Source organism: Archangium sp., from assembly GCF_036389735.1.
Classification (GTDB): Bacteria; Myxococcota; Myxococcia; order Myxococcales; family Myxococcaceae; genus Archangium.
Map to the genome: position 1 here is coordinate 1 of NZ_DASVWK010000190.1, position 15,532 is coordinate 15,532.

The 15,532-nt window shown below is 70.6% G+C and carries 9 protein-coding genes and 2 pseudogenes; all 11 read right to left on the bottom strand.

Annotation, left to right across the window (positions count from 1 at the left end):
- Positions 1–713 (bottom strand): LptF/LptG family permease (locus tag VF794_RS07085; protein ID WP_331108415.1); only part of this gene is annotated, 713 nt, incomplete at its 3' end.
- Positions 710–1,822, bottom strand: a complete 1,113-nt coding sequence (locus tag VF794_RS07090) for an LptF/LptG family permease (protein ID WP_331108416.1) — start codon at positions 1,820–1,822, stop codon at positions 710–712. The genes VF794_RS07090 and VF794_RS07085, both read right to left, overlap by 4 nt.
- Positions 1,819–2,873 (bottom strand): annotated as a pseudogene (purD, locus tag VF794_RS07095) (phosphoribosylamine--glycine ligase). Before purD ends, VF794_RS07090 begins: the two are co-directional and overlap by 4 nt.
- A gap of 1 nt (position 2,874) precedes the next feature.
- Entirely contained in the window at positions 2,875–6,285 is a 3,411-nt protein-coding gene (locus tag VF794_RS07100) for a tetratricopeptide repeat protein (protein WP_331108417.1), read from the bottom strand.
- Positions 6,286–6,287: 2 nt separating this feature from the next.
- On the bottom strand, positions 6,288–7,832 hold the full coding sequence (purH, locus tag VF794_RS07105; protein WP_331108418.1) for a bifunctional phosphoribosylaminoimidazolecarboxamide formyltransferase/IMP cyclohydrolase: 1,545 nt from the start codon (positions 7,830–7,832) through the stop codon (positions 6,288–6,290).
- Between the two features lie 108 nt (positions 7,833–7,940).
- Positions 7,941–8,435, bottom strand: coding sequence for a sigma factor-like helix-turn-helix DNA-binding protein (locus VF794_RS07110; RefSeq protein WP_331108419.1), 495 nt, complete (start codon positions 8,433–8,435; stop codon positions 7,941–7,943).
- 48 nt (positions 8,436–8,483) lie between these two features.
- On the bottom strand, positions 8,484–9,008 hold the full coding sequence (locus tag VF794_RS07115; RefSeq protein WP_331108420.1) for a MerR family transcriptional regulator: 525 nt from the start codon (positions 9,006–9,008) through the stop codon (positions 8,484–8,486).
- A 170-nt stretch (positions 9,009–9,178) separates the two neighbouring features.
- Complete coding sequence (locus VF794_RS07120; RefSeq protein WP_331108421.1) at positions 9,179–11,008, bottom strand: protein kinase domain-containing protein; 1,830 nt, start codon at positions 11,006–11,008, stop codon at positions 9,179–9,181.
- A 30-nt stretch (positions 11,009–11,038) separates the two neighbouring features.
- Positions 11,039–13,039, bottom strand: coding sequence for a serine/threonine-protein kinase (locus tag VF794_RS07125; RefSeq protein WP_331108422.1), 2,001 nt, complete (start codon positions 13,037–13,039; stop codon positions 11,039–11,041).
- Positions 13,040–13,115: 76 nt separating this feature from the next.
- Positions 13,116–13,493, bottom strand: a complete 378-nt coding sequence (locus VF794_RS07130; protein ID WP_414640880.1) for a hypothetical protein — start codon at positions 13,491–13,493, stop codon at positions 13,116–13,118.
- 160 nt (positions 13,494–13,653) lie between these two features.
- Positions 13,654–15,532: pseudogene (locus VF794_RS07135) on the bottom strand (hypothetical protein); the annotation flags it as partial.

Here is a 15,532-nt window from a genome sequence, read left to right on the forward strand (position 1 = left end):
CGGAACGTCTCCGCGCTCACGCCCAGGTCGTACTCGGCCTCCTCCAGCTCGCGCACCGAGGACTGGCCGTCCTTGGTGAAGGAGCGCTCCACCACGCCGCTCAGCCTCCAGCGGGTGCCCTCCAGCGGGAGCATCGACTTCGCGTCCAGGCGCCGCGCCAGCCGGAAGTCCGGGGTGACGGTGAGGATCGACACGTTGTCGAAGCCCTCCTGCGCACTGCCCCCGCGCAGGTAGAAGATGAGGTCTCCCCGGCGGAACCACTGCTTGGGGGAGTGGTACAGGCCCCAGTCGCCCCAGCGGTTGAAGCGCTGGGTGGTGATCTCCTCCACGCGGTGGGCCGCCTTCACGCTCACCCACTCGTCGAACGCCACGAGCCCCACGCAGGCCAGGGCCACGCACAGGGCCACGGGCAGGTAGAGGGCAGAGGGCCCGAAGGTGAGGGACTGCATCGCCGTCACCTCGCCGCGCTTGCGCAGGGAGGACACCGAGGCCCCGGCGGCCAGCAGCAGCGCGGCCGGCCCCAGTTGCTGCGTGGCCACCAGCGCCTTGTTGGCGTAGAGCAGCAGCACGTTCCACACCCAGCCCTCGCCGGTGTAGTTGCGCGCCCGGTCCACGAAGTCCACCACGAGGAACACCGCGAGCACGGCGGCGAAGATGCCCACCGCGAACTGGACGTAGGTGCGGGCCACGTAGCGGAAGAGGGTCCGGTTCACCGCACCGTCCCCGAGCGGCTCACGCGGTACATGGCCACGAGCCCCGCCGCGCAGAAGATGACGTTGGCGAGCTGGCCCGCCACGAGCACCGGGAGCCTCCCCTGCTGGCCCATCTGCTCGAAGAGCCGCATGAGCAGGTAGAAGAGCACGTAGCCACTCAGCGTGAGCAGGTAGCCCCACGCGCGGCCGCCCTGCCGGCGCCCGATGGCCAACGGCGTGCCCAGCAGCGCGAAAGACAGCGGCGCGAGCGCGTGACCGATCCGGTTGTGCAGCGCCATGAGGAACGGCCTCGGATCTCCCCCGGTGCGCTCGGCCTCGTCGGCGGCCTGGAGCAGCTCGCCCGGGGTGAGTTCCTCCTTGGGCGAGCGGAAGCGGTTGCGCCTCCCCATGGAGCCCTCCACGCCCACGGCGACTTCCCCCTGCTGGAAGGTGACGACCGCGTAGGAGGTGGAGCCCTGGTTGCCCCGGTGCGCCTCACCATCCGCCAGCACCAGCGTCAGCACCTGCCCGGCGACGCTCGTGTTCACCTGCCCGTTGCGCGCGAGCATCAGCAGCGGCGCGGACCGCTCGCGGTCGTCGTGCAACAGCACGTTCGTCCACTGGCGGTCCTCGCCCTCCACCTTCTCGGCGTAGAGGGTGAGGTTGGAGAGATCCTCGTAGAAGACGCCGGACTTCACGTCGCCCACCACGTTCTTCTTGATGATCTCCGCCACGAACTCCTTCACGCCGGTGAGGCCCCACGGCTCGAAGGTGGAGGTGATCACCACCATCATCCCGGCGAGCACCGCGCCGATGGCCAGCGGCCCCGCGAGCAGCTGCACGGGGCCGATGCCGAGCGCCTGGAGCGCGGTGAGCTCGCGATCCTCCGACAGCCGGCCCAGCCCCAGGAGGATGGCCAGGAGGAAGGCGATGGGCAGCGCCATCATCAGGAAGTGCGGCGAGAGGTACACGAGCAACTGCCCGAGATCCTCCAGCGTCACCGCCGAGCCGAGGAGCACGTCCGTGCCCCGCAGGAACTGCATGACGAAGAGGAGCAGGAAGAGGAAGGCCACCCACACCCCGAGGGGGATGACCAGCTCCTTGAGCAGATAGCGTGCGAGCAGCTTCACGGCGTCCCGGCAGGCCCCCGCATTCCCTTGGCGCCGATGTCCCGACGGAAGTGCATGCCCTCGAAGCGGATGCGGGCCGTGGCGGCGTAGGCCCGGGAGCGAGCCTCGGCCAGATCCGCCCCGCGCGCGCACACGCGTCCAGCAGCGGCAGCACGTCCTCGGCCAGTTGCATCATCAGCACCTGCGTCTCGGGGTCCCCGAAACGCGCGTTGAATTCGAGCACCTTCAACCCATTGCGCGTCAACATCAACCCCGCATACAGCGCGCCCCGGAAGGGGATTCCCCGCCGCCGCAGCGTCGCCAGGGTAGGGGCGATCACCTGCTCGCCCACCGCCGCGAGCTGCGCGTCGGACAGGAACGGCACCGGGGTGTATGCCCCCATACCGCCGGTGTTGGGGCCCGTGTCGCCCTCCCCTACCCGCTTGTGGTCCTGCGCGGGCGGCAGCAGCACGTAGCGCTCGCCGTCGCACAGGGCGATGACGGAGACCTCCTCGCCCTCCAGCAGTTCCTCCAGCACCATCCGCTGGCCCGCCGAGCCCATGGCCCCCACCGTGCGCACCGCCTCGCGGGCAGCCTCCACGTCCTGCGCCACGATGACGCCCTTGCCCGCCGCCAGCCCGTCCGCCTTGACGACGATGCGGCCCTGGCTCACGGCGTAGGCCTCGGCCTCGGCCACGTCGGTGAACACCCGGAAGCCGGCGGTGGGTATGCCCGCCTCGGCCATGATCTCCTTGGCGAAGGCCTTGGAGCCCTCGATGCGCGCGGCCGCGGCGACCGGGCCGAAGCACGGGATGCCGGCCGCGACGAGCGCATCCACCACCCCCGCCACCAGCGGTGCCTCCGGTCCCACCACGACCAGATCCACCTTCTCCTGACGGGCGAGCGCCACCACCGCCTCGGGCACGTCCGCCTGGAGCGGGACATTGGTGCCCACGCGGGCGGTGCCCGGATTGCCCGGGCCCACCAGCAGCTTCGTCAGCAGCGGGCTCTGGGAGAGCTTCCACGCGAGTGCATGCTCTCGCGCGCCGGAGCCGAGGAGAAGTACCTTCATGTCAGCCTCGTTTGTCGAGCAGGTAGAGAACGCGCTTGGCGGGCAGGTACGAGGGATCGAGTCCCAGCAACCTCACCAGCTTCTCGCGAACCGCGTTGCGGTTGGAGTTCCCCTCGAGTTCGCCCAGCTTCACCTCGGCCGAGTACAACTTCGGAGAGAGCGTCACCGCGTCACGCAGGGACTTCTTGGCCGGCTCCTGCTGCTTGGCGTCCGCCGCCAGCACGAGTCCCTGGGCGAGGTGGGCGATGGCCACCTGACGCCCGCCCACCACCGCGCGAGCGGCATGGGCCTGGGCCGCCTTCAAGTCCTTGCGGCCCAGGGCGAGGAAGGCCCGGTAGGCGGACGCGGGGGCGTTGTTGTCGTCCACGTCGTTCACCTGCTTCAGCGTCTTCTCCGCCGCGGCGGCGTCCCCCTGGTGGAAGCGCAGGACTCCCTCGTAGAGGTGGGCCAGCAGATCCTCGTCGCCTCGGGAGAGCGCCATGATGGATCCCTCGAGCCCATCGAGGAGATCCGCGGAGCGCACGAAGAAGGGCGTGACGACCGGCCGCGGGGCGAGCCGCAGCGGATCCGACTGGACGACCTGGGCGAACGAGCGGAAGGCCTCGTCCCGACGCCCCTCCTGGGCGGCGGCCACTCCGGCCAGCAGCAGTGCATCCATGCGGCGCGCATCCATCCGCGTGGCCTCCATGAAGAGCGCCATCGCCTCGGCGGGCTTGCGCTCCAGCAACCGCAACCGGCCCTCGAGCAGCTTCTCCAGCACGGGCTCCCCGAGCTGACCCCGGAGGGTGGTGAGGTGACCGGCCGCCGCCGCCGCGTCCTTGCGCGCCACGGAGATCAGGAACAGCTGGAGCCGCGCGGCCGGGTTGTCCTTCACCAGCTCCGCGGACTCGCGGGCCGACTTCGTCGCCGCGTCCAGGTTGTTGGACACGCGCTCCGCGGTCGCCTGGTGCAGCAGCAGGTCCGACACCTCACGCTCGTCGTACTTCTCGCGGTTGCGCAGCATGCCGCGCAGGGCCCCCAGCGCACCGGGCACGCCGCCCTCCACCTGGTAGCGGATGACCGCGAGCGACAGCATGGCCTGGAAGTCGCCCGGCGCCATCTTGAGCCGCGACTCGTAGAGTTCGCGCGCCCGATCCACGTCGCCCACCTCCAGGTAGATGCGGGCCAGGGTGGTCCGGGTCTCCCAGTGGTCGGGGTCCTGCGTGAGCCGCTTCTCGAGCCGCTCGATGGCCTGCGGGTAGTCCCCGGACGTCTCATCGGCCAGCGCGCGGTAGTAGTGGACGCGGTGGAGGTCCGAGGCGATCGCCAGCGCCGAGTCGAAGTGCTGGTTGGCCAGCTCTCGGGAGGAGTGCAGGAAGACGCGGCCCAGGATGAGATGGGCCTCGGCCTTCGGCCCCACGGTGCTGTCCTTGGGATTGGCCAACACCTCCTCGGCGAGCTTGCGCGCCTGATCCACGTTCGGCTGCTCCGGACGAGCGAACAGGAGGTTGGCGTGGGCCGCCAGCAGGTCCGGGGCGCGGTTGGCCCGCTCCTCGGCGGCTTCGATGAGGCCACGCGCTTCCTGGAAGGTCTTGTCGTCCATCCGCGCGCCGAGCCCCAGCGCGAGCGCCTGAACGTAGCCCCCGATGGCCTCATCGCTCTTCGGGTCCAACAGCAGCGCCCGCTGGAAGAGCTCCGTGGCCTGCGAGTACGCGAGACGCTGATCCTTGGCGAGCAGCGCCTGTCCCTCGGAGAGGAGCTGCTTGCTGTCACTCTCCCCCGCGTCGACGAACATGATCCGCCAGCGCGGCAGCACGGCCTCCACCGCGGGAGGCAACCCGCCGGCCGTCGAGGGCTGCTTCGACGTGTCCGAGGACTGCGCGGAGCCGCTCGAACTGTCGGAGCTACCCGAGCTGTCCGAGCCGCCGCCCACCAGTGCCTTCACCTGGGGGACGAAGACGTACGCGGCCCCGGCGCCTCCAATCAGCAGCACGAGAGCCAGGGCGCCCACCAGCGCGCCACGGCCCCGCCCGCTGGAGGCGGACGCGGCCGACGTGGCACGGGGTGCCGACCCACGGACGGCGCTCCGGGACTCGGTCGCCACCGTGGGGGCGGCGGGGCGTACACCACTGCGCGACTCGGGCGACACCGACGCGGCCCCATCACCCGAGGAGGGCGAGGACATCGGCGGCAGGTCGAGGACCTCCACGGCGCCTGCCGCGGGCGGGGGCGCGTTCTGCTTTCCGCGCTGCCGGCAGTCCTCGCACGCACCCAGGGCCTGATCGAACGGATCCACCAGCGACTTGCCGCACTCACGGCATGCCTTGGGCGCCGCATTCGCGGCCGGGACCACGACAGGCGCGGGAGCCCGGGCAGGTGTCGGAGTTGGAGCCGACACGGGCGGACCAGGAGGCGCTCCAAAGAAGTCGAGGAGCGGATCGGCCGCCGCGGCCGCTGAGGCCGGAGCCGCGGGCTGAGACGGCGTGTCGAGGCCAGGAGGCGAGTTGAAGTCGAACAGCCCATCGTTCTCCGGCTCCGGGAAGTCCAGAGCGGAGGGCGCGGCGGGCTTCGCCTGCAGGACCGGCGCGGCCGGCTTGGGCGGCGCGGCGGGAGGCGGCGCGTCGAACCCAGGAGGCGAGTTGAAGTCGAACAGCCCATCATCCTCCGGCGCTGGCAGGGAGGCAGCGACGGGAGCGGAGGGCCTGGCCTGCACGGGAGGCGCCGGCTTGGGCGGCGCGGCGGGAGGCGGCGCCTCGAAGCCTGGAGGCGAGTTGAAGTCGAACAGCCCATCGTCCGCCGGCTCCGGCAACGGAACAGGAGCGGCGGGCACGGCGGGCTTCGCCTGCACCGGCGCGGCCGGCTTGGGCTGCACCGGCGCGGCGGGCCGAGCCTGCACCGGCGCGGCCGGCTTGGGCGCGGGCGGAGGAGGCGCGATGTCGTCGAACAGCAGATCGCCCGACGGAATCGAGTAGCCAGGAGTGCCTGGCGCGGACTCGCCGATCGCGTTCGACGGAGACGACTGGGTGAGTTCGTCGAGGCCACCGAAGAGCGAGTCCTTCGAGTCCTCTTGGGACGACGCGGGCGGGTTGCCGATCGCCGCGAGGTCGCCGAACAGCGAGTCATCCGACGTGTTGGGATCCTGCGCCGGCTCGATGTCTCCGAGGTCCCCGAACAACTCGTTGTCCGAGAGAGAACCCGAGGGAGTCAACGGAACCGGAGCGGGCTTCGCCACCGAGTTGGGTCTCGGCACGGCGACCGCGGGTTTCGGGGCGGCGGGCTTTGGAGCCGCGGCCACGGGAGGGGCGGGAGCGTCCTCCCGCTTCACCAATTGAAGGTGACGGCAGCGCGGACACTGCGCGCGCACACCCTTGGGGGTGATGACCCGATCATCGATGGCGTAGGCCGCCGCACACTTTTGACAGACGATCCGCATGGTTAGTGCCGGAAGTGTCGCACTCCGGTGACCACCATGGCCATTCCATGTTCATCGGCCGCCGAGATGGTCTCTGAGTCGCGGACCGAGCCGCCAGGCTGGATCACGCAGGTGGCCCCCGCCCGGGCGGCTTCGTCGAGCCCATCCCTGAAGGGGAAGAAGGCGTCCGAGGCCACGGCACTCCCCTTGAGTGCCTCGCCTCCACGCGCAGCGGCAATTTTCACTGAGTCCACCCGGCTCGTCTGTCCGCCGCCGGCCGCCAGCAGCTTGGAACCGTTGGAGAACACGATGGCGTTGCTCTTCACGTGCTTGCACACCTTCCAGGCGAAGCGCAGGGCGGCCTCCTCGTCGGGCGTGGGAGCACGCTTGGAGACCACCTTCCATTCGAGCTGGGGCTCGACGGCATCCTTGTCCTGCAGCACCAGGCCGCCGGACACGCTCCGGGCGTCCAACTGGGCGCGGGAGCGGGCCTGGGGCGAGGCCAGCGCGGGGCCAGCCTCCAACAGGCGCAGGTTCTTCTTGGCCGACAGCACCTGGAGGGCCTCGGCGGAGTAGGAAGGGGCGATGACGGCCTCGAGGAACGTCTCCGCGAGCGCCTCGGCGCAGGTGCGATCCACCTCGCGGTTGAGCGCCACGATGCCGCCGAAGGCGGACACCTCGTCGATGGCGCGCGCGGTGCGGTAGGCCGTGGTCAGCGACGCCTCCAGCGCCACGCCGCAGGGCGTGTTGTGCTTGATGATGACGGCGCAGGGCTGTTCGGGGAACTCCAGCACCAGACCGAGCGCCGCATCCAGGTCCAGGATGTTGTTGTAGGAGAGTTCCTTGCCCTGGAGGACGCGGGAGAAGGCCACGGTGGGCTCCGCGGGCGCGGCGTGCTCGCGATAGAAAGCGCCGCGCTGGTGCGGGTTCTCCCCGTAGCGCAGGTGCTGGACCCGCTGGAACGGCAGCGTCAGCTCCTGGGGGAAGGGCTCGCCGGCCTGGGACGTCAGCCAGCCCGCGATGGAGGCATCATAGGCCGCGGTGTGCGCGAAGGCCTTGCGCATCAACCTCCGACGCGCGTCCTCACTGGTGGCGCGGGACTTCTCCAGCTCGGCCAGCACGCCCTCGTAGTCCTCGGGGTCCACCACCACCGTCACGTGGCGGAAGTTCTTCGCCGCGGCGCGCACCATGGCCGGCCCGCCAATGTCGATCTGCTCGATGACGTCGGCCTCGGCGGCCCCGGAGGCCACCGTCTGCCGGAAGGGGTAGAGGTTGACGGCCACCAGGGAGATGGCGGGGATGCCGTGGGCGGCCATCTCCGCCTTGTCGCTCTCCAGATTCAACCGGCCGAGGATGCCGCCGTGGATGCGCGGGTGGAGCGTCTTCACCCGGCCGCCGAGGATCTCCGGGCTCTGGGTGTGCTCGGAGACCTTCCTGGCGGGGACACCAGCGGCCTGTAGCGCGGCGAGCGTGCCTCCAGTGGAGAGCAGCTCGAAGCCGAGCCGGACGAGCCCCTGGGCGAAGGGGACCAGACCGCGTTTATCGGAAACGCTGAGGAGAGCCAGCACGGGGTTGCACGCCTCTGTCTGTAGGAGAGGCGGCCCGTCTAGCAACCACCCCCCTGGGTGTCAACGAAGCGTGAGGCCCAGGGTGGTCGAGCGTCTCCGGCCTGATTCTCAGGGCTTGCGAGCGGAGACGGGCGGCTCGGCCTCGGTGGCCTCGCGCAGCTTCATCAGGCCGCGCGTCTCCACCTGGCGGATGCGCTCGCGGGTGAGGTTCATGATGGCCCCCACCTCCTCCAGCGTGATGCCACCCTTCTCCGCCACGTCCAGGGCGCAGGTGTGCTCCAGCTCCCAGATTTCCTTGTCCGGGAAGTTGAGCTTGATGGACCCGGTCTCCGGATTCACATCGAGATAGAGGTTGTGCTTGCACGACACGAAGAGACACGGACGCGCACCGTTCACACAGTCCGCCCGCGTCTTCGGCCGCTGCGAGTCGACGGCGCCGAGCAGCTCCGTCTCCTCGGGGTCGATCTGACCCGTCAGCCGACGGCGACGCAGATCCCGCGCCATCTCCTTGCGTGACATCGTCTTCGAGCGACGGCGCTCCGCCCCACCCTCCGCTTCCGCGGGCGCCTCCTCCTCCGGCCGCTGCTGCTTCACTTCAGACATGTCCCCTCCAAAATTGAGTCCACTCTACCCGGTCCCTTGGCCGCCATCCTATTGAGATTGGAGCTTTTCGTCTCGGCGCGCGGAAACCGCACTGCCCAGGCGGGCCACGTCCCGGACCAGTTCCTGGGCCCTTGACCTCAGCGTGGCCAGCTCCTCCTCCAATGTGCGCCGGTACTCCGTCCCGAAGGGGCGCTCCCCCAGCTGATCCTGAAACCCCTCGAACACCTCGGAGAGATCCCGCTCCAGCTGATCGATGTGATTCCTATGGAACAGGAAGGAGCGCTTGATGTCCTCCAGGGTGTGACCTTCGGCCATCATTTTTTTGATGGCGTTGATCCGCCGCACCGCTTCCACCGGGTAGAGCCCCCGGCTGCCCTGGTGCTTCCCCTTGCGCCCCACTCGCCGGCTGCGAGGTAGCAGTCCTACCTGCACATACTTGCGGAACGTGGCCTCGGAGAGCTGGACGCCTCGCGGCCGGAAGATCTCGAGGATCTCCCTGGCCGGCAGGCCCCCGGCGAAGTCGCGTTCGATGCGCTCGAGCTCCTCGGGTTCCAGCAACCGGCTACCTTCCATTGAATATATTCCACTGAATGGACGCCAGTGAATGCCAGAAAGCCCGTGAAGCTGTCAAGGACTGCCTGTAGCAGTCGGTAGCAGTGGGCACACGGAGAGCGGGCGCGCGCGCCTCACCGGCTCACGGAGTCACGGGCTTGACTGTCGAGGGACGGAGGGGCGCGGGCGGGCTACCGCTTGCGCGCGACGAAGTTGCGCACCACCGCGCCACCGGCCGTGATGGTGATCTCGTGGGACTCGGAGCCCGAGGGGTGCTGGAAGGTGACCTTGTAGGTGCCCGGCGCCAGCGAGAACTTCGAGCGCCCCTGCACTTCCCGGGGCTTCTGGCCCGCGATGAGGACGGTGGCGAAGGGCTTGGCCGTGACGATGAGGGAGCCCCGGGCCTCGGCGGCGGGTGGAGCTTCCGGGGTGGCGGTGCTCGCGGCGGGGGCCGGGGCGGGCGGGGGCTGCGCGGGAGCCTCGGGCTTCGCTTCGGACGGAGCGGCCGTCGGGGCGGTCTCCGTCATGGAAGGAGGAGTCGTCGGCGCCGGCTGCTTCGAGGGCGCCACCAGGGCCGTCACGCCTCCGATGAGGACGAGGGCCGCCACGCCCACGCCCACCCGGAGCCCCTTGCCCGGACGCTTCGCCGTGGCGGTCTCCGGCGTGGCCACGGGTGCCCGTGCGGGCTCGGACGCGGAGGTGACGACCGGCATCACCTGGGCCACTCGCACGGGGGCGGCGGAGGGCGACGCGCTCCCCTCCCCCTGCGCGACAGGCATGGGCACGGGGCGCGAGTCCCTCGCACCATGAACGGAGGGAAGTGGCAGGGTGGAGCGCTCGGGACGCGGCTCGGCCTCGCGAGACAGCACGTGGGTGGACGCCGAGACGAGGGACTCCTCGGGCTGCGCGGTGCGCACCGACCTGCCGCTTCCCACGGGGGTACCGGCGTCATTGCGCAGCACCGCGGTGGACTCGGGGCGGGAGGGCTCGGGCGTCGGCTGCTTGCTGGCGTCCACCACCGCGGGCAGCTCGCCCGTGCGGTCGCGCCGCTGCGAACGCTCCAACAGCGCCGCGGGAGCCGGGATGAACAGGGTGAGCGGCGCATCGAGGGCCCGCCGCACGAAGGTGGCCACGTCCGTGTCGTCCACGCTGCGGGCATGGCCCAGCACGCACTGGGCCAGCGCGCGCTCCAGCTCGCCGGCCGACTGGAAGCGGGCCGCCGGGTCACGCTCGAGCGCGGTGGCCACCACCTCGTCGAGGTCCTCCGGCACGTCCGGGTTGAGGCGGGCCGGGGAGGCGATGACGCTCTCCTGCACCGAGCGGAGCACGGCCATCTCCGAGTCCCCGTCGAACAGCCGGCCCCCGGTGAGCATCTCCCAGAGCACGATGCCGAGCGCGAAGACGTCCGTGCGCGCGTCCACCGCCTCGCCGCGCGCCTGCTCCGGGGACATGTACGCGAACTTGCCCTTGAGCACGCCCGGCTGCGTCAGCTTGTTGCCCGCCTTGGCGATGCCGAAGTCGGTGAGCTTCACCGCCCCGTCGAGCGACAGCAGCACGTTGTGCGGGGTGACGTCGCGGTGCACCAGCCTGAACGGCGTCCCATCCGGGGACTTGAGCCGGTGCGCGTAGTTCAGCCCCGCCGCCACCTGCGCGCCAATGTGCGCCACCAGCACCGGGGGCATGGTCAGGCCCTTCTCCCGGCAGCGCTTGCGCAGGTCCCACAGGGAGCAGCCGCGCACGTACTCCATCGCCAGGTAGTAGGAGTCCTCGTGCTTGTCGAAGTCGAAGATCTGCACCACGTTGGCGTGGTTGAGCCCCGAGGCCAGCCGCGCCTCGGCGATGAACATCTGCACGAAGCCCTCGTCCCCCGCGAGGAACGAGCGCACCCGCTTGATGACGACTTCCTTCTCGAAGCCCTCGGGTCCCCTGGCGGTGGCCAGGTAGATCTCCGCCATGCCCCCCTCGGCGAGCTTGCGCTTGACGACGTACTTGCCAATGGGGCTGCCTGCTTCGAGTGTCACGTCGGAGATCTCAGGAGAACGGTCGCGCGCCTAGAACTGCACGACCACGATGTTGGGGACGCCGGGCTTCACCTCGACGCGCCGGGTGCGCGTGCCCTGGTCCGGATTCGAGAACTTGCAGTCGTACGAGCCGACCGTCATCTGCACATCCCGGAAGGGCGTCTCGCCCATCTTCGTCCCGTTGCAGGAGACCTCGGCCCACACGCTGAGCGGCTTCACCACGAAGCGCACCATGGCCTTGCGGCCCTCCTGCGGACGGGTCTCCCGGGTCTCGGTCACCACGGCCCGGGCGGGCTCCGGCTTGCGCTCGTCCCGGTGCACGGGCTCGGCCAGCGGCTCGAGCTCCAGGATGACGTCCTGCGCCGGCCCCTGCCCCACGGCGATCTTCCTGGACACCGCGCGGTAGCGCGCCGCCTCCGCCCGCACCGTCAGCTCCTGCCCGGGCGTGGCGGACACCACCACCGGCGTCTTCTCGTACGCCTTGCCGTCCACCGTCAGGGACACCTGCTCGGGCTTCGTCCGCAGCGTGAGCCGCACGGGCGACGGCTTCGGCTGCTCCCGAGGGGGCTCCGAGGTGGTGGAGGTGGTCGACGGGGAGGGCTCCGGCGGCTTCGGCCTGGGCGCGACCTTCGCCGTCGCGTCCGGAGCCAGTGGCGCCGAGCCGGAACGCAGCGCTCCCCAGGCCCCCAGGCCCAGACCCACCAGGACTCCCGCCGTGACGAGCCCCACCGCCAACCGGTTCTGCCTCCGAGGCGTGGGGGCGGGAATCGGCGCGGGAGCGGGTACGGACGCGGGGAGGGCCGGCTGCTTCGCCCGGCTCGGCCGTGGCCTGTCGGAGGAGGCGGAACGCGGCTCCGCGGGGAGCTCCGCGGCCCGACGAAGGTCTACGGTCCGCCTGGGCTCCAGCACCTTGCGCTCCGAGGAGCCGCGCGGATCGCCCCGAGGCGTCCGGGACCGCGAGGGGCGCTCCTGCCGATCCGTCGAGTCCCGGGCCGGCGCCGCCCTCGTCTCGGCGGACCGGTCCACCGCGCGCTCGAGCGACCGGGCATCCTGTGGGGGGAGGGACTCGGAGTCCTCCACGAGCACGTCACCCAGCCGGGCCTCCTCGGCCAGCCGCGTGGCGTAGAGGGTCTGCATGAAGGCCGCCACGTCCGCCGTGGACGACGGCAGCGGGTGGCTCGCGAGCCAGTCCTCCAGCGCGAGCTGGAGCTGCGCCGCCTCGGCGAACCGGTCATCCGGGCCGCGCGCCAGCGCCTTCATGACGAGGGCGTCCAGGTCCTTCGGCACGCGCGGGTTGGCCTGGGAGGGCGGAAGGATGTTGCAATCGGCCACCGCCTGGAGCGTGGCCATGTCATTGGGGCGCTTGAAGAGGCGGATGCAGGTGAGCAGCTCGTACAGCACCACGCCCAGGGCGAAGATGTCGCTGCGGCAGTCCACCTTCTGCCCGGCGGCCTGCTCCGGCGACATGTACGAGTACTTGCCCTTGAGCACCCCCGAGCGCGTCACGGTGGCCTGGTCCGCCGCCTTGGCGATGCCGAAGTCCACCACCTTCACCCGCCCATCGAACGTCAGCAGGATGTTCTGCGGCGAGATGTCCCGGTGGACGATGCCCAACGGCTTGCCCTGGGCGTCCGTCTTCTTGTGCGCGTAGTCCAGGCCGGCGCAGGCGTCGATGATGACGCGGCACACCAGCGGTACCGGGATGGGCGTGCCGGCCCGGTCCGCCCGCTTCCATACGCGCCGCAGGTCCTCGCCGTGGATGTACTCCATGGCGATGAAGAAGCTGTCGTCCTGCGCCCCCAGGTCATGAATCTGGACGATGTTGGGGTGGTTGAGCCGGGCGGCGATGCGCGCCTCGTCCAGGAACATCCGGATGAAGTCCGCGTTCTCCGCCAGGTGCGGGAGGATGCGCTTGACCACCAGCTTCTCGGCGCCCCCGGGGCTCCGCGGGCGCGCGAGATAGATCTGCGCCATGCCGCCCATGGCCAGTCGCTTGATGAGCTGGTAGTTGCCGTAGGTTTCGATCGACACGGGGCGGGCGCTGAAGGGCTCCGAGCGTAAGCGCCCTGGGCGGGAGGGTCAAACCTCCTGTCGCTCGCCCTCCTACCTACCCCCCACGGCGGGCGGGGGAACGGACCTCGCGGGTCTCCCTCATGAGGGCCTCCAGCTCGTCCAGGTGCTTGCGGAGCACCGGCATCAGCACCGGGGCGGCGTCCACCCGGTCGAAGAGGTCCAACACCCGGTCCACCTTGACTTCAATCTCCGCGGCCCGGGCCGGGCTGATGCGGCGCAGCAGGAGATCCACCCCCGCCTCCATCAGGGCCCGGGCCACCGCGTCACGAGAGACGAGCGGCTCGTCCTGCCGGCGCTGCCCCCCTCCGTTGATGACGCGCAGGCCGCTCGGCAGGCGATCAGCCGACGGCGTACGACGGGGGAGCGAGCGCCCCTCGGAAGTGGAGTTGTCGTCGTGCTGTCGGGAGCTCACCGTCGCCTCCTGCTGCGGGGACGCCCTCAGGGTACTCAGCATGGGTTGCCCTCCAATTTTCCGGTCAACCGCACAGACCGGTGCGGAGCTGTAGCACCCGGGGCCGACATGTCTTCGTCCGGAGCCGATTCCTCGGCCCCGGAGCGAGTCCACCCCCGCGCTAGCGGCACGCGCGGCGGTAGCTGATCTTCACCTTCGCGCCCGGCGCGGGCGCCTTGGCGAAGACGACGCTGTTGGTGGCGCCGTCATACGTCCAACCGCTCGCCATGGGGACGCCGTCCACCAGCACGGAGATGCTGCCCGCGTCTGGCTGCTCGCTGAGCGGGAAGCGGTCCTGTGCGGAGAAGGCCTTGTTGGCCACCGAGCGCAGCAGGGGCGCGTAGTCGGAGGCGCACACGGAGAGCACCTCGCCGCCGGTACGGGCCGCGGCCTCCGCGTAGCGCGTGCCGGCGCCGCCGGAGGTGGGGCAGCCCGCGGCCGTGGTGGGTGCGATGGCGTAGATGGTCATGCGCTGCGGCTGGTACTCGCCCTTGCGCGTCTGGAGGAAGCGCACGTAGGTGTCCACGCTGTCGGGCGAGTGGTCGTCCTCGTCGCCCATGAAGACGACGACCAGCGCCGCCTCGTCGCGCAGGAAGCCCCGGTTGCCGTCGTTCCTCTCGGGCGAGCGCGGGTCGTCCGAGCTGCTCACCAGCGGCTCCGAGAGGGCGCGGCGCACGGCCTCGAAGCCCTGCTCCACCACCGCGCACTGGCCCACGGACACGTTCTGCTGGAGCACCGAGGCCAGGTCCGGCGTGCGCTGCGAGAGGATGCGCGGCCGGCTGTTGTCCACCGGGAAGAAGCGCCCCGCCTCGCCACCACGCGCCCCGCCGGAGCAGGCGTTGGAGATGGGCTCGATGCCGGTGGTGGTCACCGCCACGTGCATGTCCACGCCCTTGGCCAGCGCCGCGTCCGCGAAGGCGGGCATGGCCGACACGATGCGCGGCTGCTCCTCCACCATGGACGCGGTGTTGTCCACCACGAAGAGGACGTCCACCTTGCTGCCGTCCTGCTGGACGAAGGTGTCCGTCTTGTCCACGCGCCGGGAGGACTCGCCAATGAGCGGGACGAGCAGCGGCTCGGGCAGATCCGACGAGTCCACGAAGAGCGGCGACAGGTTCAGCCCGAACACCTTGGCCAGGTAGCCCACCTCCACGGTGACGGCCTCACCCGGGGCGAGCGTCATGGGCATGGTCGGCGCGCCCTGGAGCGTGAACTCGCCGTCCGTGGTGCCCGCGCCGATGCGCATGTTGGACAGCGTCACCGGGACCCTGCAGGCGTTGAGGTAGTTCACCTCGCGAGGCGCCGGCGGGCAGTCCGGGCGCGCCACGCCCCAGTCCACGAAGCGCGGCGAGGCCACCAGGCACGCGGCCTGCGAGTTCGCCACCAGCGGCACCAGCAGCACCGGGTTGGCGGGATCCGCCTGCTCGACCTGGGCCATGCCCGTGAAGCTGCCTCCCGAGGCGGGCGCCTGGAAGGACACCATGAAGCTGAACCAGTCCCCGGGGTAGATGATGATGCCGTCCAGCTCGTTGCCGGGCATGCCGAACACCCCGCCCCCGTTGTCGCGCAGGCGGATGTTCTTCACCGGGCACAGGTCCGTCCCGAGGTTCGACACCTTCACCCCCAGCACCGCGCCCTTGCCGGGCACCACCGTGCCGAAGTCCACCGTCGTCGGGGTGACGACCAGCTGGCAGGGCGCGTGCTGCTCCGCCAGGCCCGTGAAGTCCAGCTCCGTGGTGGTGCCCGAATACACGTCCGTGGTCATCACCAGCCGACCCGCGGTGGCTCCCGCCCGGGAGGGCTCGTAGAAGACCTTGAAGCTCACCTCCTCACCGGGCAGCAGCCGGTGCGGCAGCGTCAGCGGCGCCACGTTGAATTGCACATCCGTGTCCGGGTGCCCATCCGCCGAGTGGAACTCGAGCCCGTAGAGGGTGAGCGGCCCCCCGTTGGAGGCACCGCAGTTCTTCACGTTGACTGTCACCGCCGTCTTCGAGCCCCTC